The sequence below is a fragment of the Marinobacter lipolyticus genome (assembly GCF_018424605.1).
Lineage (GTDB): Bacteria > Pseudomonadota > Gammaproteobacteria > Pseudomonadales > Oleiphilaceae > Marinobacter > Marinobacter lipolyticus_B.
In genome coordinates this window covers 178,786-204,364 of sequence record NZ_QTKT01000005.1, presented here as the reverse complement: position 1 = coordinate 204,364, position 25,579 = coordinate 178,786, and the positions used below count along the sequence as shown (strand labels likewise).

Below are 25,579 nucleotides of genomic sequence, written 5' to 3'. Positions count from 1 at the left end.
GATAAAGCTTTTTCCACGACTACGCTCACCCAAGTTGTTTATAATAAACAAAAATTACTTATACATTCCTGACTGGTGGAGCTTACCTTTTCCGCATTGATTTATACTACCCCTAAAAAAACCGCACCACCACTAAGAAGGCGTAGCCAAAGGTGAAATCGGTACATTATACCTTTTAACGAAAAATAAAACGCCTCGCCGGATAAATTGTTAGTGGATCTAAATAAATGCGGAAAACTAAAAATCAAAATGAATATAGAGTTTAACTTCAGGAATTTCTGAGCCCGAATTCAAGCTCTCTAAGAGAAGCGCTCAGTCATTAGCCAACGAATAAATCTCTGACAGTTTTGTTTTGAATGATTCGCTGGATAACTCATGAATTCTCCTTGGACTTTGCGCGGTCGTTTTAGGTGAAACCAATTCCAACCTGACATCTAGAAGAGCTCCAACCAACTCTTTAACCGAATCTTCTTTGAATACACGGCCCCAACTAGCGTACTGAGCTGTATCCGGCAAACCGCCGACATCGCTCACCACAACCGGCAATCCCATTACAGCTGCTTCAGCCACAGCAAGCCCAAATGATTCTTCCTGCCCTTTTACAGTATCGATCCTAGATGCTTGTACTAGCACATCATTTGCAGCGTAATAAGCTGGAATATCTGCGTGAGCTATATCACCAATGAATGATATTTGTGAGTCCAGACCAAGCATCCTTACCAACCTATCGAGCTCATCTCGCAGATCGCCACTTCCGATGATGGTCATTTGGACCGGAAGCCCTTTGTCCCGCAACTCTCCAATTGCCTCGATAACTAGGTCATGACCTTTACACCTTATCAGACGGCCAACGCTCAGAACCTTAAGAGATGCCGCCGAGGTCTTTGCTGCAGCATCACCTGGTAGCCTTCTCGAAAAGAAAACCTCGTTAACGGGGTTTGGTAGTACGTGTACTAGCGACGAGGGAATACGCATCAGTCTAATCGCCTTGTATCTCAAGAAATGAGAGGGCGTTATAACGGAAACAGAAAATTGGCATTCGGAAAAATCAAAAGCAGCATGATATGCTCTAAACCAACTGTGAGATCTTCTGACATCAGTTCCATGCAGACTTACGACGAGGCGTCCTGTGTAACGAGTCTTTTTCAAAGCTAGAACTGTTTCCGGCACAGACCAACCAAAGTGACAATGCACAACGTCGGGGGAAAGCTTCTGTACAGCCTTTTGAATCGAACGAACGCCTCCAATTTGTCGCCAAAAGCCAAGTCTATACAAAATTTTGATTAAAAAACTGAATCTAAAGAAAAATAGGAACCTAAAAGACTCGACTGATTCAGTTACAGACTTCTTTCGGTAAGGAACTCTAGAAATAACCAAGACCGTTTTCGATATCTGCGAAGAAATCGATACCTGATCTCGTACGAACGTTTCTGTAACACCAGAAAAATCATGCACAACGTGAAGAATGCGCATCAACCTTTTCCTTATACCTAGCTAAAACTGTTATTAAAAAAATATATAAAGGAAACACCGTGTTATGATAAAAAAACGGAGCCACAAAGCAGTACAAGGTTAGACAAAACCCAAAGACCAAATAAATAAAATTTAACTCTAAACGCTTTGCAAAGAAAAAAGGACAATAGACTAATAAAAGCAGCAAGATCACGCCAACAACACCATACAACCTCCAAATATATATCCATTCATTATCCACGGTTATAAATGACTCAAGCCTAGTCGGCCCGATACCAAAAATCGGGAACTCATTTCGAACGATTATGTCAAGAGATTCTCTCCAGTTATCAAACCTTGTCAGCAAACTACCATCTGACAAAGGATCTAGTACGGCTAGCAATCTAAAGAAAACACTTTCGGCAATAGCAAAATTCAGATAACTTGAAATTAAGGTGAAAAAGGTTAACAAACAAAGAGTAAAAAATAAGCTAAAGCGAAGAAGCATAAATAAAACAAAAATAAGAGATATTCCTAAAACGCTGCGTGACATCGTAATCGCAGAGCTCAGCATCAGGAATAAAGTTACGAAAAATAAAACAAAAATTTTATTTTTTCCTCCATACCAAAAAACGTAAAGAGATAATCCCAGCATGAATAACGCCAATCCGAAGGCATTAGGATTTCCAACCATCCCTATTGCCCGAGGATAAGGGTAGCCATCTAGAAGAGTGAACGCGTGAACATTTGATACATATGAAATATAATATGAATTGACTCCTAATGGATTAAACCACTGGATAATGCCTAACGCCAAGGCACCAACGGAAATCCAAGTGATGGACTTTCGAAATTGCATCCACTCTTCGAAACTTCGACTACTGGAACTAGAGACCAAATAAATCACTAATGAATATTTAACGAAACGAATAATTTGATTGAGATCTTGAAAACCAGCCGTCCAACCTTGAAAAAGGCCGTTAAATACCGAGCATGCCCACACAACCGAGAACAGAAAAATAATAAATAAAATGAAGAGTTCAAGCTTGGAAAAATCTATTTTATTATTAGCCATTAAACAACGGTAAAAAAATATACTCAAAAGCAAAGGATCTTCTAACCTGAACGCAGGCCCGAAACCAAGCGAAATCTCTGGAGTAAAAACTACGGCAAGTAAAAGATATATCATGAAAAGTTACGCTTCAAAAAGCTATAAATACGCTTCCTCTTGCTTAACGCATGACTTTCATAACCGCTAAATTCCTCGTTAGACATCATATCGTACATGACTTCCAACCTCTCAAGCACATCTGTATCTTGAGTTGATGATGTTTTCAAACTCGCGGCCAAAGCCGAAAATATCCAGGCCTCAGAACGAACCATATAGCCATGATCGATAATACGCCCATCCAATGAGAAGGCATCTGCATAGTAACCGGAAGGCAACAGCAAGTCGTTCAAGAGAGATATGTGTCGATTCACTATATCATCGGACTTTGGAAACTTACTTCTAACTAATGGATGAGAAAACACTGATATCACTGAAACATAGCCCCATGTTTGGTGGAACCCTCCAGAATACTGATCTCTATTATAATAAGGGACAATCTGAGTCGCGTAGAGAGAATAAATATAACTCACTACTTCTAGCGCAATACGCTCTTGCAGCTCACTCTTATAAATGTCGTTGCTGATAAGATGGACTTCGGCCTGTTGGAGCGCGTGGTAGTTATCTATTTTTTCTTTTGTATATACATCCAAATCGTTTCTATCTTGATCATTATAAAACCAAACAGCCCCCTCTACTTTGAGGTCTCGATGTAATGCGCTATCCAAAAACTCAAGTAACTCTTCAAAAATTTTGACTTCTTGCTCACTTTGTTTGGTAACACCTAGACACGCTCCGAGTGCAGAAGCAGTAAATGATGTACCGTTGTAAACATACAGTTCATGCGAGTTTTCTGGAGAGTAAGGTGTGTAGGTACCTCTTGCAGTTTTCTGAATCGCGTTTACAATCCAATTGACTGATTTATTTAGGCTAGGGGATACATTAATCGCGCCACCAATCCTCGCGTAGTAGCATAGCACCAAAGCAGCATACTGTTCAGGTGACGTTGGCATACCTCTCTTATGAAGCAAACCGAAATTAAAATCGTATCCTATGTCAAATCCACCATCGGATTTCTGAGCATTGACCAGAAGCTCAGCTAAGTGATCTGCACGGTTCAACCATTTACAGTTTTGCGTCACCTCATAAAGTCGGCAGCATCCTAGCAACGCTTGGTAAAGCGTTTGCGAACAATGTTCAACATAAACGGGGCGCTGAATAAATCGCTTTATCGCTTTCAACATTCGTTCACCATTCTAATTAAACGAGCAGGGATGCCACCATACATTCCACCGGATTTTAGTTTTCCTTTCACCAAAGCTGAAGCACCAACAATAACTCCCGCCTCAATTGTTGATCCAGCAGTTATTACCACATTTGCCCCGATCCAGCTACCTGCTCCTATTTTTATGCGCTGCGAGATACCATCAGCAAAACGAGCGCTTCCATTCTTCATTTGATGGTTATTGGAAACAACTTTGACACCTGCGCCAAACATCACTTCTCTTTCAATAAAAACACCTTCACCAATACAGGAAATCCAAGAGCCTGTACCAATGAAAACATCATCCCCAATCGTTAAATTCTCAGGATGCTCAATGACCACGTTCTGGGCAACTTGAAAGTTTTTTCCAATACTTTTTATTTTTCTACCATACCACCAGCCTCTTATCCGATTTCCCGAAATATCGTTGGGCAATCGATTCATGATACTCTCAAAAAAGGCACACGGGAGACAGCTTAAAAATCGAAAAATATCATAAATAACAAACTTCACAATTCGGCCCCATATACAAGAAAGTAAATAAGAAAAACGAATATAAAAATAATGCTTTGGTGAAACCAAGCGCTGTTGCCTAATGTTTTTGATACAATGTATGTCAAGCCAAGCTGTCCACTTAACGTCGCTAGCGCTTTCGCAGCAATTAGCCCTTTGATTCCATACAAAGGAGCAAGTAGTGCTATTGAGAATACCTGCACTAAAATCAGTGCCATTGAATTAAAAAAGTGCAGCCGCGCTTCGCTCTTTGCGAGGGAGTACATACTATTGACAGGCCCCAGACAACCAAGCAAACCGACTAATGATAACAATACTAATATTTCAGAGTATGAGGCTGCCCAAGAGCCAAAAAAAGGAAGGATCAGCTCATTTAACCCATAAATAAGAGTAAATACGAAAACTGACAAACCAATGGTCAATCCTCCTACAACAATATATCGACGATATTCATCCTGCCCCTTTATCTTAACGAAATACCTCAGTATTACATGTGACATTTGCTTGGGCAGAAAGGTCACTAGTTGAGCGATAGTTACAGATACAAAATATCCAGCCAGACTCTTTTTATCAAAGAAAAGCAAGATGTAAATCTGATCGATTCGCATATAAACAAAAGAAATAACCCCCGAAAAGTAGCTATATCGGAGAAACGATCTAATTTCTTCCATTTCAGGCTTTATAACATCAACAAGCTCGCTTTTCCCCAAAGGGTCGTTCGAGAGAACAAGCAGCAGGACCATAATTTTTATTAAAACAAGAACAACCAAAAGGCTATCGACGCTTACATTTAATCCAAACAACCACAAGCAAAAAAGGATAGCCGACAAAGAGAAAACTTGGTGATTCACATACAATTGGTAAACCAAGTTCTTTTCATATCCAGCTAAGCGTTGTGCGTAAATCTCTAAAAACCCAGATAACGAAAAGTATGCTAACACCAAAAGCAGAACCGTGCTTTGAGACAAACTTTTATAAGCAACAGCATCTTTGAAATTAAAAATGTATGAAAACAATGTTAGAAAGAATCCAAAAAGCATCAAAGCTAAGCTTATTCTAAAAATATAGTTAGCGAGCCAAGCTCTTTTCGCTTTATTCATCGTTGGGTAAAACCGCGAATAGCTTAACGGTGTACCAAAGATACATATAGAGGTTGCGAACTGCGAAATAAGGAGAGTCGTTGCCAGGGTAGCTATCAAGTCAGCACCGTCAGGCTGTTGACCCAACATAGCCGTACGAAAATAAGACAAAGGCAGAACCAGAGCGACCATCAAAGTGCTTAGAAGCAAGTCAAATTTTCTTCCAAACTTTACATCAATCATTGGAAGTCACTTGCGATACAAAGGACTCCCAACAGAATGATTTTGCCATATTTTCTCTATGTGCCTCTTTGTCACTTTTTTCAAGTAGTACAGCGTTCTCCCTTAGAACTTCATTAATCTTATTACCCAGCCCGGCGGCGGACAACGATTCAGATTGATAAATTCGTCCAAAGTCTCGAAAATCATCGAGGGCGTTTATGCAGCTTACACCATTCGACTTGAAACCAATAACGGGCGTCAAAAAATATAAGCTCTCTAAAACGACGTGCCCGAAAGATTCAAAGAATGTTGGTAAGACTGTAGCTTCAGAGTCTGAGTATTTTTCAACGAGCTGCTGTTTAGACTGATAGCCGAGAAATAATATTCTCGAACTTAAACCTGATTCGTTAACCTTTCTTTCAAGATCTTTTCTGGCTGGCCCATCGCCTACTAACCACAATGCTGCATCACCTTCAACGTGTTTCATTGCTTCTAGTAGAATATTGATATTCTTCCTAACATCGAGTCGTCCGACATATAAGAGATATCTACTGGTAGTTTTTCTCCCCACCTCTCTTCGGCTCAAATCTAAAGACTCAAAAGAACAACCTGGACGCACATGTTCAAGCGAAACTCCTCGGTAATAGTTTTCAATAGATTCTCTTATTGACTCACTGAATACAAAACATCGAGCGCGCTTTAAGACAATCCTCTCTATACAATAAGTTATCAGATACTGAATACGCCAATCTATAAATTTTAGGTTTACTGACAACGGCCGCACAGGATACATATCCATCTTTACAAATGTCGGCGCCACGAATCTCACCTTCTTTCCGAAGAATAGGCATAGCCCAAAGGCAAGAAACAGGTCTCTAGAAATGATGACATCATCTTCATTAGGCCTGAGGGTAAAGCCTAATTTCAAACCAACGTAAATCAGGTATAGCTTTTTAAAGAGGCTGCTTTTACCACGATATGGTCTCAGCGAGAATTCTACCTCACCGGTCATTCCTACCCTCGTCACCCTACATCCTTGAGTTACTAAGGTTTCCCGAATTTTCTTGAGTGTTGTCTCCACACCGCCACTATTACTTGAGAAGTTTTGGCTTACTAGAAACACATTTTTTTGATGCTCAGAAATCACTTAAATATTCCAATCAAAGTTTTGGCATGATGCTTGGCTGCTCTTAAACTGGCTGCACAAGATCCGCCTTGTTAGTAATGATATCAGGAGACATTTTGTGGTAGCTGACAATCCTACAGTACTTAAAACTCACAGATTATTTCTCATTTGAAACAGGTAAGACAGAGACTTGGCGCCCCAACTTCACCGGAAAATAGGATCTTTAAAGTTCCGCGTTCGCGCTCACTGACCTTTCCCGTCACGTTTCGGAGACCTTCTCCCTCACTAAACCTATGAATTCAGTAAAAAACGCAAGGAAAACGCCTCCCAGTATCCCGAGCACGGCGGAGAGAACGACAATAAGCCGGCGAGCAGGTCCGGTGCTTTCACCGCTCCGCCGGCCTACTACAAGCGTCTCCGCAGGCACAAGCGAATCAAGTTCTGCTTCAAGTGATAGCTGCTTCTCTATAGATGCAGCTATGGCCTCGCCTGTCTCCTGTCCGCCTTCAAGCATAGCGATAGTTCCGCCCAAAGATTCAATACCTTTTTCTAAGCTTTTTCTCAGTTTAGCAAGGGCCTGTTTCTGATCTGTCGTTATTCGTTCAATAATTTGCTGGTGGCTGCTAGCGATAAGCTCTTGAGTAGATGATGATGCCTCTGAAACAATTCGTACCAAACCGGTATTTTCAGGGTTACTTGCTGAAATTTTAAAGGGCAGATTCCGGTCATGCTCTGCATGATGGGTGGCCCTCAGGTTCGGTACCCAAAGATTTTCGAGTTCGGCGATAATGGTGGCGGGCTTTTCTATATATTCGCCGCTCGACTTCTGAGCCAACTTCACAAGTGAAACGTATTGATATCTGTCGGGTGTCATCAGTGCGTAAACCAAACCAGCAATAGTGACGAGAACAAAAAAACCAAAAAACACTCGCCGGTGTTTCAGGAATATGGTGGCTACGTCAACTAAGCTAGTTTCGTATCCAGTTTGACGTCTACGTTCCGGAATATTTTCCATCAATATTTGTCCGCTCTTTGCTCGTGTTGTTCGTGCAGGCACGCTACCGCCCCACCGGCCTTTTTTAGTGCGTCAGGCGCAAGCGGTTCTCAGTGAAAACCGGCTTGCTGGGGTATGTGCGTCAGTTAGGATTTTCGGATTCTACGGGATCTTAAAGAGATTTACAGTTACTCACTGTCAGGGGATCCTTGAAACTGTCGTGCGAATGGTAAAATCCTGTTAATCACGGCCGAATAACCGATAACGGCACTGAGATCGATTGCTGCTTCTGTAAAAAACCGATCAAAACTATGGCTCGCTCCTCCCCATCGTAACCCTGGAAAATAGCATTCAATCCTTGAAATGGCCCCTCGTTCAATCCCACTGGCTGGCCCGACTTTATATCCCCCTGTTCTGCAACAATAAGCAAGCTATCCTTGATGTGCTGTATAACTTCATCACCAATCGTCGCTGGCTTGTGAGCAAAGCTGACCACACGCAATACACCACGGGTAGAGCGCAATTTCGACCATATTGGATCCGTTTTTTTGAGGTTGACGAACAGATAGCCCGGAAATAACGGCTCTAGCTTTTTGGCGCGTTTGCCAGCCTTGATCTTCTCAACGCTGATTTTTGGGTAGAAGCATATTATGCCCTGATTTTGCAGGTGTTCCAGTGCACGGTCACCTTGGGAAGGCTTATGTTGCAGGGCGTACCAGGTCATAGGGGCACTCTAACCATCGGTTGGAAAATTGCTGGCGCAATTGTACCACTTCCGCATTCCGGATCGGATGGGTCAGAAGGTCCAGACCACAGGAATAATACCTATCGCCACCACCGCCACCAACAAACTCAACGGCACCCCAATCCGCACATAGTCAGTAAACCGATACCGACCCGGTCCATACACCATCAAATTCGTCTGATAACCCAGCGGCGTAATAAAAGAGGCGGAGGCGGCAATCATCACCGTGACCGCAAAGGGCAGCACGCTGACACCAAGCTGATCGGAGGTAGCCAGCGCAATCGGAAACATCAGTACCGCCGCCGCGTTGTTGGTGATGACTTCAGTGAAAGCAGCGGTCAGCAGATAGATCAGCGCCAGCATGACCCAGGGCGAAAACTCGCCAAGGCCCATCAGGCTTTGCGCGACCCATTGCGCCGCGCCCGTCTCGGTCATAGCACTGCCCAAGGCAAAGGAGGCCGCGATCACCACCAGCACCGGCAAATCCAGGCTGCGCCTGGCGCGACTGGCGGTGAGGCAACCGGCCACCAGCATGGCTCCGGCGGCCAGGAAGGCAGCTTCCAGTATGCTGAGCAGGCCGCTGGCGCTGGCGATGACCATCAGCAGCAGAATGCCCAGGGCCCGCGGGGCTTTGTGAAAATCCGGCGGGGTGGAGTCGTTCAAGGCGCTGACCAGCAGAAAATCCCGGCGGAAGCGGTATTGCTCGGCGAATTCGTGGCTGGCTTCCAGCAACAAAGTGTCGCCCATTTTGAAGGTGATGTCCCCCAGTTTGCCCGGCACCCGTTTGCCCTCTCGCGACAGGGACAGGATCACCGCGTTGAAGCGGGTCCGAAAACGGCTGTCGCGGATGGTTTTACCCAGTGCCGGAAATTCCTGGCCCAGTACCACTTCCACAAGGCAGCGCTGATGGTTGGCTACTTCCAGCTTGTGCACGCTGCCGTTGGCCGGCTTCAGGCCTTGAATGCGCCGCAGTTCGCTGGCGCATTCCGGGGCGCCCACGAAATAGAGCTTGTCTCCAGCCTGCAGGGTTCGGTCTGGCTCCACGGCGGTTATCAACCGGCCGCCGCGGTCAATTTCCGTGAGGTAGCCATAATTCAGCGCCCGCAGACCGGCTTCGGCAATCGTCAGGCCCACCAATGGCCCGGGGCTGTCCACTTCCACTTCCACCCCGTATTCCCGCACCTGTTCCAGCTCCTCGGTCACGCCGCCGCGATCGGGCAGTAGCCGCCCAGCGAACAGCACCAGGAACGCTCCGCCGACAATCAACAAAGGTATTCCAATCCACACCAGATCGAACAGGCCCAGATGGATATCCAGCTGGCTCTGCAGCAGGCCATCGACCACCAGGTTGGTGCTGGTGCCGATCAGGGTGCAGGTGCCACCGAGGATGGCGGCGTAGCTGAGCGGGAGCAGCAATTTGGAGGCGGGTATGCCCAGGCGCTGGGCCCAGTCCTGAATAGCGGGGATGAACATGGCCACCACGGCGGTGTTGTTCATAAAACCACTGAGCAAACCGGTGGGTGCAATCATCCGCAATTGGGCGCCGCGGGCGGTCTGCGGATGACCGAGCATCCGGCGGGCAATCCATTGCACCGCACCGGTTTCTTTCAGGCCAGCAGCCACCACGTAAAGGACAGCAATGGTGACGACGCCCGGGTTACCAAACCCGGCCAGCGCCTGGGCCGGGGCTAGTATGCCGCTGACCAGGAGAAACGTCATCGCCGCCACCAACACCAGATCCGCCGCCAACCGGGTGAAGATCAGCGTGCCCAGCACCGCGGCCAGGGTGCACAGGGTGACAATTGCATCCCATTCCATCCTCGGTGCGCCCCGCTCAGACCTGAGTAATCAGATTGCGCTCAAGCAGATAACCGATCAGCTTGTCTACACACTGATCGACGGACATCACCGAGGTATCCAGCCGCACTTCCGGCCTTTCCGGCGCTTCGTAAGGGGAATCAATGCCGGTGAAGTTCCTGATCTCCCCTGCCCGGGCTTTTTCATACAGGCCTTTGGGGTCGCGCTGTTCACAGGTGTCCAGCGGTGTGTCCATGAACACTTCAATGAACTCGCCGGACGGCATCAGGTTGCGCACCAGCAACCGGTCACTGGTAAAGGGGGAGATGAACGCACTCAATACGATCAGCCCGGCGTCGGTAAACAGTTTGCTGACCTCGCCGATGCGCCGGATATTCTCCACCCGGTCCTCGTCGGAGAAGCCCAGATCCTTGCACAGGCCGTGGCGCACGTTGTCGCCGTCCAGCAGGAACGTATGGTATCCACGGTTGTGGAGGGCCACATCGAGCGCGTTGGCGATGGTGGATTTACCCGACCCGCTGAGGCCGGTGAACCAGAGCAGGCAGGGTTTCTGGTTTTTGTTAACGGAACGTTCCGCGCGGGTAATTTTATGGTCGTGCCAGACAATGTTATCAGCCAAGATTCTTTCCTTAGATTCCGGGTGTGTCCGTTAATGCTGGTTGGCTAGCAGCCGTAGGCAACGAACCAGGGATTCAGCACATCTTCCTTGCCATAGTGTAGTGGCTTTCCTTCCAGAGTCTCCACTTTTCCGCCGGCGGCGACCAGCACCGCGTGGGCAGCGGCGGTGTCCCATTCGCAGGTGGGACCCAGGCGGGGGTACACATCTGCCCCGCCTTCGGCAATGCGGCAGAATTTCAGGGAGCTACCAGCCTGCACAAGCTCGTGCTCGCCGAGTTTTTCGATGAACTCGCGAGTGCCTTCGTTCAGGTGGTTCTTACTGGCCACGACGCGTTTGACCTTACCAGGTTCGGCGGTGCGTATTGGCCGGGTCTCACCCTGAGCGTCACGCTTACTGGCGCCCTCACCTTTGGCGCCCCAAAAGGCCTCATTCAGGGCGGGCGCAGTCACCACGCCCAGCACCGGCTCGCCGTTCTCGATCAAGGCGATGTTGACGGTGAATTCCCCGGAACGCTGGGTGAATTCCTTGGTGCCGTCGATCGGATCGATCAGCCAGAAGCGCTGCCAGTGCTTGCGCTCTTCCCAGGGTGCATTGGCCTCTTCTTCCGAGAGCACCGGAATATCCGGGGTGAGCTTGCCCAACTCTTCCACAATCACATCGTGGCTGGCGACGTCTGCGGCGGTGATCGGGGATTCGTCTTCCTTGTACTGGACTTTGAAGTCGGACCGATAAATAGGAAGTATGCGCTCACCGGCTTCGTCGGCAATGCGGACAATATCGGGGAGGAGGTGGCTGTATGGCATTCGGTGCGTCCTGCAGGTGAAGTTTGCAGTAGTTTAACGGACTCTTGGAATGGGTGTTAGAGGTGGTTGACGGATTGCGCTACGGGAATACGACACCAGACCGACCTACATCAATTCTTGCCCTGAAACTTTCAGCTAAGCTGAATACCAGCACACACTGAAAGGATTCAGCCATGAAACTCCGCTTCCTCGGCGGCACCGGCACGGTTACCGGTTCGCGCTATCTGCTGTCCGATGACAACCACCGCCTGCTGGTGGACTGTGGCATGTACCAGGGCGTGAAAACCCTGCGCAAACGGAACTGGGCGCCCTTTCCCGTCGAGCCTTCCACCATTAACGCAGTGGTACTCACCCACGCCCACATTGACCACAGCGGCTACCTGCCGGCACTGGTCAGGAACGGCTTCAAGGGTAAGATCTTCTGCACCAAAGCTACTCACGAACTGTGCAAGGTGCTGCTGCCAGACGCCGGCTTTCTGCAGGAGGAAGACGCGAAATACGCCTTCCGCAAAAAATTCTCCAAACACGAGCACCCGGAGCCGCTGTTTACGGAGAAAGACGCCTGGGAGGCACTCAAACACTTTGAATCGCTGCATTACCACGAAACCTTCGAGCCAGTAAAAGGCATGGAGGTGATGTTCACCCCGGCTGGCCATATTCTCGGGTCTTCCTGCGTGCATGTGACCCATAAACCCAGTCAGCGCACGGTGGTGTTCAGCGGCGACGTGGGCCGGCAGAACGACGTGATCATGCGCCCGCCGGAACCCATCGCCACAGCGGACCTGCTGATCTGCGAATCCACCTACGGTGACCGCGCCCATGCAGAATCCGACCCCGAGGAAGACCTGGCCCGCATCATCACCAAAACCGCCGGCCGCGGCGGCATCGTGCTGATCCCAGCTTTCGCGGTGGGCCGTGCGCAAATGCTGCTATACCTGATCCTGAAAATCATGGGCGAGAAGCGCATTCCCAAGCTGCCGGTGTTCCTGAACAGCCCCATGGCCATCAAGGCCACGGAAATCTTCTGCAAGCACCACAAGGAACACAAACTCAGCGCCGCTGAGTGCCAGATGATGGACGACCAGACCCACTTCGTCCGCACCGTGGAAGAGTCCATCGAACTGGATTCCGCCCGCTACCCCTGCGTGATCATCTCCGCCAGCGGCATGGCCAGCGGCGGTCGAGTACTTCACCACCTGAAAACACTACTCCCCAATCCTCGCAACAGCGTGGTGTTTGCCGGATTTCAGGCCCCAGGCACCCGCGGGGATGCACTGGTGAACGGGGCGGATTCTGTGAAGATCCACGGCGAGTACTGGCCGGTGAAGGCGGAGATTTACAATATGGAGACGCTGTCGGCACATGGGGATTACAACGAGATCCTGGCGTGGCTTGAGCAAGGAGCGTTAAAGCCAGAGCGGGTTTATGTGACCCATGGGGAGATGGTGGCTAGTGATGTGATGCGGAAGCGGATTGCTGAGCGGTTTGGGTGGGAGGTTGAGGTGCCGGAGTTGTTTGATGAGGTTGGGGTGTAGGGATTGGATAAACAGAGCGAACTCACGCATTAACTATAAGCTGATTCAACTCCGCAGCGAGTTCCGTTACCTCGGAAAGTTTCCATGCATCCAAAACCGAGGGTATGTGGCTTTACCCACCTCTTCGGCATAGCTTTTACTATCGGCCCTCATGTCGATGTAATAATTTGACACTACTTGGACCCAAAGAAGCCAACTAGAAAACAAGGCAACAGACAGAATCAGAACAATTGTCGAGTGAAGCCCAAACCGTTTTCGCATTCCCGTGCTCGTCAATGCATTGGATTTAACTGGAACAATAAGCGCCCAAAACATTATTAGGACAAACAACCCAATGAGCATTGAGCCCGGAGCTAAAAAGACTGCAGACACACCCCCATGAAACAAAGTAGCAGAAACCGATGCAGTGAAGGCCACTAGGGAGTACATAAATTCATCAGAGGTTTTCCCTGTAGCACCGCTCAAGACAGCGGCCCGGACTACCCAAAAATAACGAATCGCCTGCAGAACCAACAATCCCAGAAACAGAAGCAACAACCAACCATACTCTGCTGCCCAGAGAAGATACATGTTATGCGGGTGGCCGAACTTTAAACTGGAAGCGTAGTCGGTGGTCAGCGGCTCCACTGTCAGCCACGACTGGGGCCCCAAACCGAACGGAAAGTTCTGCAGACTCCTTTGCCAAGCTTCCAGGAACAGTGGCAACCGCCCTGATGCTCCAGAGTGAAAAACCCGAAGCTGGTTTTCTCCGTCATATAGCGCAGAAGGAATAAGTATTGATAGGAGAAGCCACAAGAATATCCCCACTGCCAGTTGTAGCAGAAGGGCTTTAAGCCACAGCGATGCCCTCTTCCCGAAGAGCAACGTTGCCAAAAAAACACCAAATGCAATCCCGAGCAGAGACCCTCTGCCCATACTCTGTATGAGAACCCACCACCACAATCCCGCTCCAGCCAGCACGAATAGGCGCCAAGTTCGCTTATGTTTTAGCGGGCCTATCAAGACTGCAAGGGGAAAGAGGGGAAGACACCAAGTGGCAATGTGACTCCAGTAACGAATACTGCCAAAGCCATGTGGTATATGGCTCCCGAAGCCGGGGTTGCCATCAACTAGCGCAAACAAGTAAATATTGACGCAACTCAATCCATAGATAGTACAGGCAGCAACCATACCGATTAGAAAAGACCGGACGAAAACCATGGTCATGCCCGTACCTTTCAAAAACAGACCAACTAGATTCATGGTTAGGAAGAAAAACGCGTACATTCCGGGCTCAGCCCACACATACGCATTCTCTCTAAACGGAAGTGCAAGTAGCAGAAATGCAGAACAGAGCAGAACGGTAGGGAATAAAAGCTTTGCTAGGCAGGACACTTCTAAAGGGCCTTTCAGGGCCCATGCGATGATAGAGGAAACACTTAACACACCTACTATTATTGCAAATGTAAACCGCTGACTAGCATATGACCCCAGGTTCCCTGGAACCAGGTACTCACCGAAAAGGACGAGAATCAGAGAAAAAACACCTACTCCGCCGAACGAACAAGTCATAAAAGACAATGCTTTTACGGACCAATCACGGCTGGCGTCATATACTCGCCGTTGTTCCATGAGCTTTCTCGCCATACAAAGTCGGAACTTTTCACACAGTTGAGCACTAGCAAACGCAAAACGGCCCGAGGCAATACACCATCGGGCCGCTTGATCAAAGCCAGACTGTCATACGTCTGGCGTCGATTATTAAGATCTTTCAAAACCAGTGTTAGAGGCGCCACAGGTAGCCGGGCTTCCGCCATCAACTACGATGTCCCAATTAATGGCCTGCACACTTGCGTTGGGAACCATAGTAACGTCACATCCGCCGACTTCAGCTGAACCACTGATATTGATAGCTGCAGTGTTTGCGGTAAGAGTCGGCGTGCCATCCATGAATTTGCCTTGCTGCAGGGCATAGGTTTGCGGAAGGTCACCGGTAGCCTGGAGCTCTGCAATAGTGTCACACGAATCCAGCGCCTGCATTCTGTTAACACATGAGGCAACAGCGACCTGAACCGGGCGAACAGATGAGATGCTGTCTGTCCACTTGGTGCGGGACACGTAATCTTGATACTGCGGAATGGCTACGGCAGCGAGAATACCGATGATGGCCACAACGATCATCAGTTCGATCAGAGTGAAGCCTTTTTGCGCGTGATTCATTTGAATGTTTTTCATTATTCGACCTCTGTGTTTGTCGTTTGTTCAAACTCGAGATGGCATCGGGGACCGGTGGAGCTATGCCCTGCAACCGGAATGAGCCTGCACGGGTATAAGCAGCCTGCGTGCCAAGTTAACAGAATAATTTAGACCCCTCTGTTTTCAGTGACTTGAGGATGTCACGTGACCTGCATCACAGAGGCTTCAAATGTAAAAAAACGTCAATCACCGTCACTGAGTGACAAATTTGGTCATACGGAGAGATCTCTGAACTGACCGGCTTTGTCAGAATTTGCATGCACTGGTTCCAGCTTTACAGTTCGTGACTTTCCAAACGATTGCCGGCCATCTAAACTCTTGTACATTCACTCTCAGCTGAGTTTCAGCCACTTACGCAGCACTCTTTATACCCTTTATGGCAACTAACAAAAGCAATGTAACGCTCACAGGCCTCGCACGCCGATTCGTCGAGGACGGCCTGCTTGATGAAGCAACCGCAAAAGACGCCTTTCTTCAAGCTTCGCAAAACCGCATACCGCTGATCACCTATCTGGTTCAGAACAATCTTGCGGACAGCCGCGGATTGGCTTTTTCGGCCGCCATGGAATTTGGGGTGTCGGTGTTGGATTTGGGAGCATTCCTGCCGGAAATGCTTCCGGAGAAAATAGTTGATGAGAAGTTGGTTCGAAAGCACAACGCCCTTCCCCTGTACAAGAGAGGAAACCGGCTCTTTATCGCTGTTTCGGATCCTACCAACATTCAGGCTCTGGACGAGATCAAGTTCAACACCGGCCTGAGCACCGACGCGGTTCTGGTTGATGACGCCAAGCTAAGGGAATCCATAGATAAGTATCTCGAGTCTCAGGACACCACCATGGGCGACCTGGACGACGCAGATCTTGAGGGCGTGGAGACTGAAGGCGGTGATGGAGAGGACGATGGGGCTGTATCCGCGACGGAGGTTGATGATGCGCCCATTGTCAAATACGTCAATAAAATGCTGCTTGATGCTATTCGCGGCGGCGCTTCCGATATTCATTTCGAGCCTTACGAGAAGATCTATCGTGTACGCTATCGAACCGATGGCATGCTGAAAGAGATGTCACGCCCTTCAATCAAGCTGGCACCAAAGATATCCGCCCGCGTGAAAATCATGGCGCAACTGGACATTTCAGAGCGCCGGGTGCCCCAGGACGGCCGAATCAAGATGAAGCTGTCCAAGACGAAGGCGATCGACTTCCGCGTGAATACGCTCCCTACCCTCTGGGGCGAAAAAATCGTTCTGCGGATTCTGGATCCCAGCCAGGCCAAGATGGGCATCGATGCACTCGGCTATGAAGAGGATCAGAAGCAACTTTATCTCGACGCACTCAAGCAGCCGCAAGGTATGATTCTGGTAACCGGCCCCACCGGTTCCGGTAAAACCGTTTCACTCTACACGGGGCTGAACATCCTCAATACCGCTGAGATAAACATTTCAACTGCGGAAGACCCGGCAGAAATCAACCTGGAAGGCATCAACCAAGTCAATGTGAACACCAAGGTGGGGCTGGGATTCGCGGAAGCGCTACGCGCGTTTCTGCGCCAAGATCCAGATGTCATCATGGTCGGTGAGATCCGGGACCTAGAGACCGCAAATATTGCCATCAAGGCGGCCCAGACAGGCCACATGGTTCTATCCACCCTGCATACCAACAGTGCTGCAGAAACGCTGACACGGATGATGAACATGGGCGTACCCGCGTTCAACATAGCCACATCGGTCAGCCTGATCATCGCCCAGCGACTTGGCCGACGACTCTGCGCAGCCTGCAAAGAACCCCTGAAAGTTCCCACCGAGATCCTTTTGGAGGAGGGGTTCACACAGGAACAAATTGATACAGGCTTCACATTGTACCGCCCCAAGGGCTGTGATAAATGCAATGGAGGATACAAAGGCCGCGTCGGTATTTATGAGGTGGTCAAGATTACAGATGAGCTGGCCAACATGATTATGGAAGAGGCCAGCTCCATTCAAATTGCAAAACAAGCGCAGGCGCAAGGCTTCCGGAATCTTCGCCAGTCCGCCCTAAGAAAAGTAATTGAGGGTGTGACCAGCCTTGAAGAAGCCAACCGCGTGACGAAGGATTAAGCATGGCAGAAAAAGCACAAAAGCTGGAATCGTATGTTTGGGAAGGAAAAGACCGCAAAGGTAATAAATCCAAGGGGGAGCTGGCAGGCGCCAACCTCGCGCTGGTAAAAGCGCAACTTCGCAAACAGGGCATTATTCCGGATAAGGTGAAGAAAAAGCCAAAGCCCTTGTTTGGCGGCAGCAAGAAAATCACACCATTTGACATTGCCATGTTGACTCGCCAGCTCGCGACTATGATGAAGGCAGGTGTACCGCTGGTGCAGAGTTTCGATATTGTTGCGGATGGTCTGGAGAACAAAGGTCTGCAAGAGCTAGTGATGAATATCCGTAACGATATTTCGTCCGGCACCAGTTTTGCGGGCGCATTGCGTAAACACCCGAGGCACTTTGACGATCTTTACTGCAACTTGGTTGATTCAGGTGAAAAAGCCGGTGCGCTGGAGCAAATGCTTGATCGCATTGCGACCTATCTGGAAAAAACTGAGCTTTTGAAAAAGAAAGTTAAAAAGGCAATGACCTACCCCATAGCCGTAGTCGTAGTCGCAATAATCGTTACGGCTATCCTCCTCGTAAAAGTGGTGCCTCAGTTTGAAGCTCTCTTCCAGGGATTCGGCGCCGATCTCCCTGTTTTCACACAAATGGTCGTCGAACTGTCTGAGTGGATGCAAAGCTGGTGGTTTGTTGTTCTGGTATCCGGCATCGGCCTAATTTTCGCGTTCAAAGAGGCGAAACGGCGATCCCAGCGTTTTTCAGATTTCGTCGATAAGGCTACTCTTCGCATTCCTGTGATGGGGGAAATCCTCGACAAATCCGCTGTAGCTAAATTCGGTCGCGTTCTCTCAACGACATTCGCCGCTGGTGTTCCACTTGTTGATGCTCTGGACTCAGTTGCGGGGGCTACCGGCAATGCCGTCTATCGAGATGCCATTCAACAAATCAAGAATGATGTTTCCAGTGGCACGCAGCTTCAGGCTTCAATGCGACAAGTCAACGTTTTCCCCGTAATGGCTGTCCAATTGACGGCCATCGGCGAGGAGTCCGGTAATCTTGATGAAATGCTCAAGAAAGTTGCGGAGCACTACGAGGCAGTAGTTGACGACATGGTTGATAACCTCACCGCCCTGATGGAGCCTATGATTATGTCGGTACTTGGCGTACTCGTAGGCGGCCTGATTATTGCCATGTATCTCCCTATCTTCCAGATGGGTTCGGTCATCGGTTAATCTCTTTTGCCGTGGTGTCGGGTTGCCCTGCGCTAACCCGACCCACAGTTTCTTATCTCCTGTATTTCGGATTCCCCCATGCAAATTCTCGAGGCCCTGCTGGCCACGCCCTGGCTGTTATATCTCACGGTTATCTTCTTCTCCCTCTGCATCGGCAGCTTCCTCAACGTCGTCATCCTGCGCCTGCCCAAAATGATGCAGCAGGAATGGCGCTGTCAGTGCGAGGAATTTCTCGAACTGCCGCACGGCCAGCGCAAACCGGAAACCCAGATCACCCTCTCATCCCCGGCATCCACCTGCCCGTTCTGCGGCCATCGGATCCGTGCCTGGGAAAACATTCCGGTGATCAGCTACCTGGTGCTGGGCGGTAAATGCGCGGCCTGCAAGACTCGCATTTCTCCCCGCTACCCGATCATTGAAGCGCTGACCGCGGTATTCTCGGTAGTGACCGTGGCGCTGCTTGGGCCGTCAGAGTCTGCTCTGTGGGCGCTGCTGCTGGTATGGTCGCTGGTGGCGCTAACGATGATCGATTTCGACACGCAGTTGCTGCCGGACAGCATTACCCTGCCGCTGATGTGGCTGGGGCTGGTGCTGAACTATTTCGGGGTGATGACGGATTTCCAGAACGCCTTCTGGGGCGCAGTGGCCGGTTACCTGTCGCTGTGGTCGGTGTACTGGCTGTTCAAGCTGGTGACCGGCAAGGAAGGCATGGGCCATGGTGATTTCAAGCTGCTGGCCGCGCTGGGGGCCTGGCTGGGCTGGCAGTTGCTGCCGGCGGTGATTCTGCTGTCCTCAGTGGTTGGCGCGGTGGTAGGCATCAGCCTGATGGTGTTCCGCCAGCACGGGCGTGAGGTGCCGATTCCGTTCGGGCCGTACCTGGCGGCAGCCGGGTTGCTGTGCCTGTGGTTTGGCACCGACATTCAGCGCTGGTGGTTTGGGTTCCTGGGGGTTTGATGGAAGTTATTGGCCTGACTGGCGGGATAGGCTCCGGCAAATCCACCGTAGCGCGCATCTTCGGTAAGCTCGGCGTGCACTGGGTGGATGCGGACGATGTGGCCCGCGAAGTGGTCGAACCCGGCACACAAGCGCTGGCGCGTATTGCCGCGCATTTCGGCGAGGGCATTCTGCTGGACGATGGTGCCCTGAACCGCGCAAAACTTCGCACCGTGGTGTTTGAAAACCCCGACGAGCGCGCCTGGCTGGAGGCGCTTCTGCACCCGGTGATCCGCGACGAGCTGATTCGCCAGCTGCATTCGAAAGATACCGACCCAGGCTATGCCCTGCCCTACGTGTTGCTGGTCTCCCCGCTGCTGCTGGAAACCAACCAGCACGAGCTGACCGCCAGGGTGGTGGTGGTGGATGTACCGGAAGAGATTCAGATTGAGCGCACCATGGGCCGGGACACCAACACCCGTGAGCAGGTGGAGCGTATCATTGCCGCCCAGATGCCACGGGAAAAGCGACTGCAAAAAGCGGACGAAGTGGTCGATAATACTCAGGAATTGAGCGACGTGGAACGTCAGGTTGGTGAGATACACAAAACGTTTGTGGTGGCCTTTGGGTAAGCTGCTGAGCAAGGCAACGCTGACTGTCCTGGGATTGGGTTGTATTTTTACCGTAGCGAAAGTGCAGGCTGCCGAGCCCGTCTTTGTGGTGCAGGATCCTGCCGTCAGTGACGTGCTTTCACCAGAAGCGCTGCCACCTGCCTTTTACGACTTTACGCCCGACGAGTACTGGCTGGAGCCCAGGGATTCCTACTGGCTGAAATTCAGCAATTGGGTGCTGCGACAGGAGCGCACCCAGGGCGCGCGCATTCAGTCGCTGGGCATCTGGGCGGATCGCACCTTCTCCGGCGCCGAAACCGGGCTACCCCACAACGAAAGCTACCTGCGGCTCGGCTTTGCCACGGAATCCGAATACGGCGACCCGGCCCAGTTCGATCCGGAAGCCCGGTTCCGCCTGGACGTGCCCACGGTGGAAGAAAAGCTGCGGCTGGTCATCGAGAGTGAAAGCGATGAACTGATTCCCCTGTCAGAACGTCGCCGTGACCGCCAGTTGACTGAAGATGAACGCTCGGAGACCGAAGCCACCGGTGCGCTGCGTTACCTTTCCGAGGTGGGCGACGCCATCAATCTGAGCAACGACGTGGGTGTGCGCCTGCGCTTTCCCACCGATGCGTTCTGGCGAGCGACCGCGGATAAAACCTGGCAGCTCGACGACGACTGGGCCCTGGAAGCGGAGCAACGGCTGTACTATTTCCATCAGGACGGCTGGGGCGCGCGCAGCGCCATTGGGGTCGGCCGTGACCTTGGCAACGGATGGGATTTCCTGTCGGCCAGTGAATTGGAATGGATACACGACGATCGCAAATTCGAGATGGCGCAAACCTTCAATTTCTTCAAGCGCCTGAACAACCGCGCTACCCTTAACCCGCGTCTGGGTATTCTCGGCGAAAGTCAGCCCACCTGGCGGCAAACCAACCTCTTCGCGGATCTCACCTACCGCTACCGCCTGCACAGTGACTGGCTGTTCGGCGAGATCATCCCGGCGATGGAATTTCCCCGCGATGAAAGTTTCAAGGATCGCGGGTCGCTTATCCTGCGCATCGAACTGTATTTCTCAGGCAGCATCGACCGACAATGACCTACAGCCCCCAGGACGCCCTGACACTAACCCCGATCGCCTATACCCGCTCCTGTTTCAGTGACAAGTTCGGGGTACCGCGCCAGCCGGGGCTGACCCGATACGCCCGCGCGGACCTGGTGATTGAAGCGCCGTTTGATCGCGAAGACGCCTTCCGCGGCCTGGAAACCGCCAGCCACCTGTGGCTGACCTTCCAGTTTCACGAAGCGGTACGGGAAGACTGGAAACCGGTGGTGCGGCCGCCGCGCCTGGGCGGCAACCGCAAGATGGGCGTGTTCGCCAGCCGTTCCCCTTTTCGCCCCAACAGCCTGGGGCTATCAGTGGTGCGCAACGAGGGCCTGTGCCGCCGCAACGGACGGCTGGTGCTACAGATCCGCGATCACGACCTGATCGACGGTACGCCGATTCTGGACATCAAACCCTACCTGCCGTTTTCCGACGCCATTCCCGACGCCGCGCTGGGCTGGGCAGACACGCCCCCCACCGACCGCCTGCCGGTGGTCTTTCTGGACGAAGCGGATGACCAGCTTGCCCGACTGCCCGCCGAGGACTACCCCGACCTGCGGGAACTGATAGCGGACGTGGTGAGCTACGATCCCCGGCCTTCGTTTCGCCGCGGCCGGGAAGAAGCGCGTATCTACGGAGCACACCTGTACGATCTGAACGTGCGCTTTCGCTTTGTACAGGATGTGACCGGAGAACGTGTCGAAGTGCTAACTGTCTGTTAAACTGGCGACTCTTTGGGCAATTGTTCATCAGTCACAGGGAATAGGTGTCTTGCCTCTGAACCGGTTATTCAAACGAATAGGTGTACGGCCACTGGCGGCGCGGCTTCTGGTGTATGTGTTGTTGTTCAGTCTGGTGCTGTCGCTGGCGGCTACCGGGCTGCAGATGATCGGCGAGTATGAGCGCCGCACTGAGGACCTCCGCTCCACGCAGCAGAAATCCGCTGAGCTGATCTCCGGCACCATGAGCAACAACATCTGGCTGATGAATTTCAGCGAGGTGGCCAACAGCCTCGACGACATGCGCGCCATGCCGGTGATTCAGCATGCCCGCGTGGTCACCTCCAGCGGCGAGGAATTCAGTACCGGCACCTACCCCGAAGGCCGGGTGATTACCCAGTCGTTTCCGCTGATCTTCGATCGCCCTTCGTTTCCCGGCTCCCGTAATCTTGGCACGCTGACGATCACCTCGTCGGTTGAGCAGGTACACGACGAGCTGATGGATCGGGCGTTGCTTACCCTGCTGTTCCAGTCGCTTATTGTGACCCTGGGCACCCTTGGCCTGCTCCTTATTGTGCGCCTGACCCTGACCCGCCATCTGGAGACCATGGCGGATTACGCCGCCCGGCTGAACCTGGACGCCCTGATTGAGCCGCTGAAGCTGCGGCGCAAGGCTCCGAGAAGCGCGGATGAACTGAGCGAACTGGAGCAGGCGCTGAACACCATGCGTCTGCAGTTGCTGGAAGACACCCGTTCGCTGCGCCAGACCACCCTGCAATCCCAGGGCGAGCGCGACGAAGCGGTGCGGGCCAATCACGCCAAAAACCAGTTCCTGGCCAACGTCAGCCACGAACTACGCATTCCTCTGCAATCGGTGCTTGGCTATGCCACCTTGCTGGGCGACACCCCGCTGGATCAGGAACAGCGGGAATACGTGCAGACCCTGCTCAGTGCCTCGGAGAGCCTGTCGGCCATCATCAATGACCTGCTGGATATTTCCAGTATGGAAGCCGGCAAGCTGGTGCTCGACGACCTGCCGTTTGATCTGCGGGAAACCCTGAACGATCTCGTCCACATGCTGGGCACCCGCGCCCGGGAGAAGGGCCTGGCGCTGGAACTGCGGGTGGACGAGAACCTGCCCTGGGCGCTGCGCGGCGATCCGGTGCGCCTGCGCCAGGTTCTGCTGAACCTGACCTCTAACGCCATCAAGTTCACCGATTCGGGCCACGTGCTGATCAGCATCGAAGTGCTCGGCCGCAAAGACAACCGGGTGCGACTGCGACTGGCGGTGGAAGACACCGGCGTGGGCATTAACCCCGAAGACATCCCGCTGGTGTATGAGCCCTATGTGCAGCTGGGCCAAAGCTTTCAGCGCCAGCTACCCGGCGCGGGTCTGGGGCTGACCATCTGCCGGCAGCTGGTGAAGCTGATGGAAGGCTCGATGGATGTGGAGAGCCGCCCCGGCGAAGGCACCACCTTCTGGGTGGAAGTGTCGCTGCCGGTGGCGCCCGAGAGCACCACCCGGGTCCGCCCCGATACCCGCATGATTGCGGGCAAGCGCATACTGGTGGTGGACTCCTACGAGCTGTCCCGCAAGATCACCCTGGAAATGCTGTCCCGTCATCAACTGCACATTGAAGCGGTGAAGGCGGCAGGCGAAGCGCTGACCTCGGTGCGACTGGCAGCAGATAACCACGAAGCCTATGACGCCATCGTGCTGGATGGATTCGTGCCCGATATGGACAGCGATCTGCTGTGCCGGCAGATCCGCAGTAACCCGCTGTGGGGCGACACCCGCCTGCTGGTGCTGTCGTCCAACCCCCAGCGCGGAGACGCCGAGCATTTCCGCCAGGCCGGCGCCGACGCCTTCCTCAGCAAATCGCTGCGGGAGTCCTGCCTGACCCCGATCCTGCATCAGCTGTTTGCCGACCGTGCGACCGGCGAGCGCCGCTTCCTGACCCGCTTCTCACTGCAGGCAGTGAGTGACACCTCCCGCCGCCGGGAACTGCCCTGCGGACGCATGAAAGTGTTGCTGGTGGAGGACAACCCGGTCAACCGCACCCTCACCCGCCGCCTGCTGGAAAAACTGGGTTGCGACGTGATGACCGCCAACGACGGCGAAGCCGCCGCAAGTCTGTGGCAATGGCACCCGTTCGATCTGGTCTTTATGGACTGCGTGATGCCCCGGGTAGACGGCTTCGAGGCAACCCGACGGCTACGCCAGTGGGAGATCGACAAGGGCCGTGAGCGGGTGCCGGTGGTGGCGTTGACCGCCAGTGCCATGGAAGAGGACGAAGAACGGTGCCGGGTTGCCGGGATGGATTCCTTTGTTGCCAAGCCTGTCAATATTGAAATGTTGCGGGCAGTGCTGGAACAATACTGCAAGGTGTCCGCGCCATCCTGAGGTCACCGCGGCAACCATTTACCGGCACAAAACGAAGGTCGTCATGAACGTAGAATGCCCCAACTGCAAGAAATCCGTGGAATGGAGCGAAGACAATCCGTTTCGCCCGTTCTGCTGCGAACGCTGCAAACTCATTGACCTGGGCGCCTGGGCCAATGAAGAGTATCGGGTTCCTGCCCAGAACGTCTCGCCAGAGGATCTGGACCAGCTTGACTCCCTTGACGAGAACACCCGTCACTAAGGCACTGTTAACAGGGCCTTACCCCATTTTAAGTTGAGCCGCCTGCTCGCTCCCGTTACCATGCGCTCACCTGAACCTATCGTGAATGCTGGCATGTGCCGGCTTCCCATTCCGTTCAATGACCCATAAAGGTAGAAGAATGAAAGTAACCCGTATGTCCGTTCTTGCCCTGTCACTGGCCGCCGCACCGGCTTTGGCAGCTGATCTCGACCTGAGCCTGACCAACGATTCGGTCAAGGGCCAGGTGAATTTCTTCGGCGTGAATTCTGACTTGCAGTTGGGTACCGGCTACACCTACCACGAGGGCAGCCGTCACATCGGCAACGTGGATTTCCACGCTCAGGGCCGCACGGCGCTTGGCAACCTGCCAACCACCGCCGGCATCGGTATGCGCGGTTTCGGCTGGGAAGACGATGATCTCGACGGCGGCGCCGTAGCCCTCGGTGGCTTCGCCACCGTGAACATTCCGGACGTACCGGGTCTGTCGCTGACCGGCGGCCTGCACTACGCCCCCAGCATTCTGTCTTTCGGCGATTCCGAAGACCTGACCAGCCTTGAGCTGCGTGGCAGCTACCGGGTGATCCGCAACGCGGAAGTGTTTGCCGGGTACCGCTACCTCAACACCGACCTGGATTCCCCGCTGCGCGGCGACGTGAATCTGGACGAGGGTGTGATGGCGGGTATGAAGATTTTCTTCTGAGCCTGAGTCATCATCGCAGTACCGGAACGGGCGCTTGA

Annotated in this window: 22 protein-coding genes and 1 pseudogene; 10 read left to right on the top strand and 13 right to left on the bottom strand. The window is 52.0% G+C overall.

All coding sequences use genetic code 11. From position 1 onward, the window contains the following. Window positions 1-312: 312 nt before the first annotated feature. The 11 genes from DYI22_RS09480 to cysQ form a co-directional block, all read right to left on the bottom strand. Entirely contained in the window at window positions 313-1,473 is a 1,161-nt protein-coding gene (locus DYI22_RS09480; protein ID WP_213477820.1) for a glycosyltransferase, read from the bottom strand. After that, a complete protein-coding gene (locus tag DYI22_RS09475; protein WP_213477819.1) occupies window positions 1,448-2,641 on the bottom strand; it encodes a hypothetical protein in 1,194 nt (397 codons plus the stop codon). The genes DYI22_RS09480 and DYI22_RS09475 overlap by 26 nt, the downstream gene beginning before the upstream one ends. Continuing rightward, the gene (locus tag DYI22_RS09470) at window positions 2,638-3,804 is read right to left on the bottom strand and encodes a hypothetical protein (protein ID WP_213477818.1); all 1,167 of its coding nucleotides are present in this window, start codon (window positions 3,802-3,804) and stop codon (window positions 2,638-2,640) included. The genes DYI22_RS09475 and DYI22_RS09470 overlap by 4 nt, the downstream gene beginning before the upstream one ends. After that, window positions 3,798-4,337: an acyltransferase gene (locus tag DYI22_RS17635; protein WP_213477817.1), complete on the bottom strand. Its 540-nt coding sequence runs from the start codon at window positions 4,335-4,337 to the stop codon at window positions 3,798-3,800. The genes DYI22_RS09470 and DYI22_RS17635 overlap by 7 nt, the downstream gene beginning before the upstream one ends. Continuing rightward, window positions 4,334-5,659 (bottom strand): hypothetical protein, encoded by a 1,326-nt coding sequence (locus tag DYI22_RS09460; RefSeq protein ID WP_213477816.1) that lies wholly within the window; start codon window positions 5,657-5,659, stop codon window positions 4,334-4,336. The genes DYI22_RS17635 and DYI22_RS09460 overlap by 4 nt, the downstream gene beginning before the upstream one ends. Further along, complete coding sequence (locus tag DYI22_RS09455; protein ID WP_213477815.1) at window positions 5,652-6,785, bottom strand: glycosyltransferase family 4 protein; 1,134 nt, start codon at window positions 6,783-6,785, stop codon at window positions 5,652-5,654. Before DYI22_RS09455 ends, DYI22_RS09460 begins: the two co-directional genes overlap by 8 nt. 238 nt (window positions 6,786-7,023) lie before the next feature. Next, the gene (locus DYI22_RS09450) at window positions 7,024-7,779 is read right to left on the bottom strand and encodes a lipopolysaccharide biosynthesis protein (protein ID WP_213477814.1); all 756 of its coding nucleotides are present in this window, start codon (window positions 7,777-7,779) and stop codon (window positions 7,024-7,026) included. A gap of 223 nt (window positions 7,780-8,002) precedes the next feature. Next, complete coding sequence (rfaH, locus tag DYI22_RS09445; RefSeq protein WP_213477813.1) at window positions 8,003-8,482, bottom strand: transcription/translation regulatory transformer protein RfaH; 480 nt, start codon at window positions 8,480-8,482, stop codon at window positions 8,003-8,005. A gap of 72 nt (window positions 8,483-8,554) precedes the next feature. Next, on the bottom strand, window positions 8,555-10,321 hold the full coding sequence (locus DYI22_RS09440; protein WP_213477812.1) for an SLC13 family permease: 1,767 nt from the start codon (window positions 10,319-10,321) through the stop codon (window positions 8,555-8,557). A gap of 16 nt (window positions 10,322-10,337) precedes the next feature. Next, complete coding sequence (gene cysC / locus DYI22_RS09435) at window positions 10,338-10,940, bottom strand: adenylyl-sulfate kinase (protein WP_213477811.1); 603 nt, start codon at window positions 10,938-10,940, stop codon at window positions 10,338-10,340. Between the two features lie 44 nt (window positions 10,941-10,984). Beyond that, complete coding sequence (cysQ, locus tag DYI22_RS09430; protein ID WP_213477810.1) at window positions 10,985-11,743, bottom strand: 3'(2'),5'-bisphosphate nucleotidase CysQ; 759 nt, start codon at window positions 11,741-11,743, stop codon at window positions 10,985-10,987. 173 nt (window positions 11,744-11,916) lie between these two features. On the opposite strand from cysQ, the gene DYI22_RS09425 reads away from it, so the two are divergent. Continuing rightward, on the top strand, window positions 11,917-13,278 hold the full coding sequence (locus DYI22_RS09425) for an MBL fold metallo-hydrolase RNA specificity domain-containing protein (RefSeq protein WP_213477809.1): 1,362 nt from the start codon (window positions 11,917-11,919) through the stop codon (window positions 13,276-13,278). Between the two features lie 66 nt (window positions 13,279-13,344). On the opposite strand, the gene DYI22_RS09420 is transcribed toward DYI22_RS09425, so the two are convergent. Together DYI22_RS09420 and DYI22_RS17690 are read right to left on the bottom strand one after the other, a co-directional pair. Next, window positions 13,345-14,889: an O-antigen ligase family protein gene (locus DYI22_RS09420; RefSeq protein WP_213477808.1), complete on the bottom strand. Its 1,545-nt coding sequence runs from the start codon at window positions 14,887-14,889 to the stop codon at window positions 13,345-13,347. 476 nt (window positions 14,890-15,365) lie between these two features. Continuing rightward, window positions 15,366-15,492: pseudogene (locus DYI22_RS17690) on the bottom strand (pilin); the annotation flags it as partial. Between the two features lie 397 nt (window positions 15,493-15,889). On the opposite strand from DYI22_RS17690, the gene pilB reads away from it, so the two are divergent. The 9 genes from pilB (at window position 15,890) to DYI22_RS09370 (ending at window position 25,541) form a co-directional block, all read left to right on the top strand. Then, window positions 15,890-17,605 carry a type IV-A pilus assembly ATPase PilB gene (gene pilB / locus DYI22_RS09410; protein ID WP_213477807.1) on the top strand — a complete coding sequence of 572 codons (1,716 nt, stop codon included), beginning with the start codon at window positions 15,890-15,892 and terminating at the stop codon, window positions 17,603-17,605. Between the two features lie 2 nt (window positions 17,606-17,607). Further along, entirely contained in the window at window positions 17,608-18,828 is a 1,221-nt protein-coding gene (locus tag DYI22_RS09405; RefSeq protein WP_213477806.1) for a type II secretion system F family protein, read from the top strand. 78 nt (window positions 18,829-18,906) lie between these two features. Continuing rightward, complete coding sequence (locus tag DYI22_RS09400; protein ID WP_213477805.1) at window positions 18,907-19,782, top strand: prepilin peptidase; 876 nt, start codon at window positions 18,907-18,909, stop codon at window positions 19,780-19,782. After that, complete coding sequence (gene coaE, locus DYI22_RS09395) at window positions 19,782-20,393, top strand: dephospho-CoA kinase (RefSeq protein WP_213477804.1); 612 nt, start codon at window positions 19,782-19,784, stop codon at window positions 20,391-20,393. The genes DYI22_RS09400 and coaE overlap by 1 nt, the downstream gene beginning before the upstream one ends. Further along, window positions 20,386-21,471, top strand: a complete 1,086-nt coding sequence (locus tag DYI22_RS09390; protein ID WP_228300932.1) for a hypothetical protein — start codon at window positions 20,386-20,388, stop codon at window positions 21,469-21,471. The genes coaE and DYI22_RS09390 overlap by 8 nt, the downstream gene beginning before the upstream one ends. Further along, window positions 21,468-22,199: a tRNA (N6-threonylcarbamoyladenosine(37)-N6)-methyltransferase TrmO gene (gene tsaA / locus DYI22_RS09385; RefSeq protein WP_213477803.1), complete on the top strand. Its 732-nt coding sequence runs from the start codon at window positions 21,468-21,470 to the stop codon at window positions 22,197-22,199. The genes DYI22_RS09390 and tsaA overlap by 4 nt, the downstream gene beginning before the upstream one ends. 49 nt (window positions 22,200-22,248) lie before the next feature. Next, window positions 22,249-24,600, top strand: a complete 2,352-nt coding sequence (locus tag DYI22_RS09380; RefSeq protein ID WP_213477802.1) for a response regulator — start codon at window positions 22,249-22,251, stop codon at window positions 24,598-24,600. Window positions 24,601-24,643: 43 nt separating this feature from the next. Next, window positions 24,644-24,841, top strand: coding sequence for a DNA gyrase inhibitor YacG (yacG, locus tag DYI22_RS09375; protein ID WP_213477801.1), 198 nt, complete (start codon window positions 24,644-24,646; stop codon window positions 24,839-24,841). A 139-nt stretch (window positions 24,842-24,980) separates the two neighbouring features. Next, window positions 24,981-25,541 carry a YfaZ family outer membrane protein gene (locus DYI22_RS09370; RefSeq protein WP_213477800.1) on the top strand — a complete coding sequence of 187 codons (561 nt, stop codon included), beginning with the start codon at window positions 24,981-24,983 and terminating at the stop codon, window positions 25,539-25,541. The last annotated feature ends 38 nt before the right edge of the window (window positions 25,542-25,579 follow it).

What these genes read in the sequence shown, in the direction of transcription:
- DYI22_RS09480 (WP_213477820.1), bottom strand. Translation starts at nt 1,473, where the DNA reads ATGCGCATTCTTCACGTTGTGCATGATTTTTCTGGTGTTACAGAAACG.
- DYI22_RS09475 (WP_213477819.1), bottom strand. Translation starts at nt 2,641, where the DNA reads ATGATATATCTTTTACTTGCCGTAGTTTTTACTCCAGAGATTTCGCTT.
- DYI22_RS09470 (WP_213477818.1), bottom strand. Translation starts at nt 3,804, where the DNA reads ATGTTGAAAGCGATAAAGCGATTTATTCAGCGCCCCGTTTATGTTGAA.
- DYI22_RS09460 (WP_213477816.1), bottom strand. Translation starts at nt 5,659, where the DNA reads ATGATTGATGTAAAGTTTGGAAGAAAATTTGACTTGCTTCTAAGCACT.
- DYI22_RS09450 (WP_213477814.1), bottom strand. Translation starts at nt 7,779, where the DNA reads ATGGAAAATATTCCGGAACGTAGACGTCAAACTGGATACGAAACTAGC.
- rfaH (WP_213477813.1), bottom strand. Translation starts at nt 8,482, where the DNA reads ATGACCTGGTACGCCCTGCAACATAAGCCTTCCCAAGGTGACCGTGCA.
- DYI22_RS09440 (WP_213477812.1), bottom strand. Translation starts at nt 10,321, where the DNA reads ATGGAATGGGATGCAATTGTCACCCTGTGCACCCTGGCCGCGGTGCTG.
- cysQ (WP_213477810.1), bottom strand. Translation starts at nt 11,743, where the DNA reads ATGCCATACAGCCACCTCCTCCCCGATATTGTCCGCATTGCCGACGAA.
- DYI22_RS09425 (WP_213477809.1), top strand. Translation starts at nt 11,917, where the DNA reads ATGAAACTCCGCTTCCTCGGCGGCACCGGCACGGTTACCGGTTCGCGC.
- DYI22_RS09420 (WP_213477808.1), bottom strand. Translation starts at nt 14,889, where the DNA reads ATGGAACAACGGCGAGTATATGACGCCAGCCGTGATTGGTCCGTAAAA.
- pilB (WP_213477807.1), top strand. Translation starts at nt 15,890, where the DNA reads ATGGCAACTAACAAAAGCAATGTAACGCTCACAGGCCTCGCACGCCGA.
- DYI22_RS09405 (WP_213477806.1), top strand. Translation starts at nt 17,608, where the DNA reads ATGGCAGAAAAAGCACAAAAGCTGGAATCGTATGTTTGGGAAGGAAAA.
- DYI22_RS09400 (WP_213477805.1), top strand. Translation starts at nt 18,907, where the DNA reads ATGCAAATTCTCGAGGCCCTGCTGGCCACGCCCTGGCTGTTATATCTC.
- coaE (WP_213477804.1), top strand. Translation starts at nt 19,782, where the DNA reads ATGGAAGTTATTGGCCTGACTGGCGGGATAGGCTCCGGCAAATCCACC.
- tsaA (WP_213477803.1), top strand. Translation starts at nt 21,468, where the DNA reads ATGACCTACAGCCCCCAGGACGCCCTGACACTAACCCCGATCGCCTAT.
- yacG (WP_213477801.1), top strand. Translation starts at nt 24,644, where the DNA reads ATGAACGTAGAATGCCCCAACTGCAAGAAATCCGTGGAATGGAGCGAA.
- DYI22_RS09370 (WP_213477800.1), top strand. Translation starts at nt 24,981, where the DNA reads ATGAAAGTAACCCGTATGTCCGTTCTTGCCCTGTCACTGGCCGCCGCA.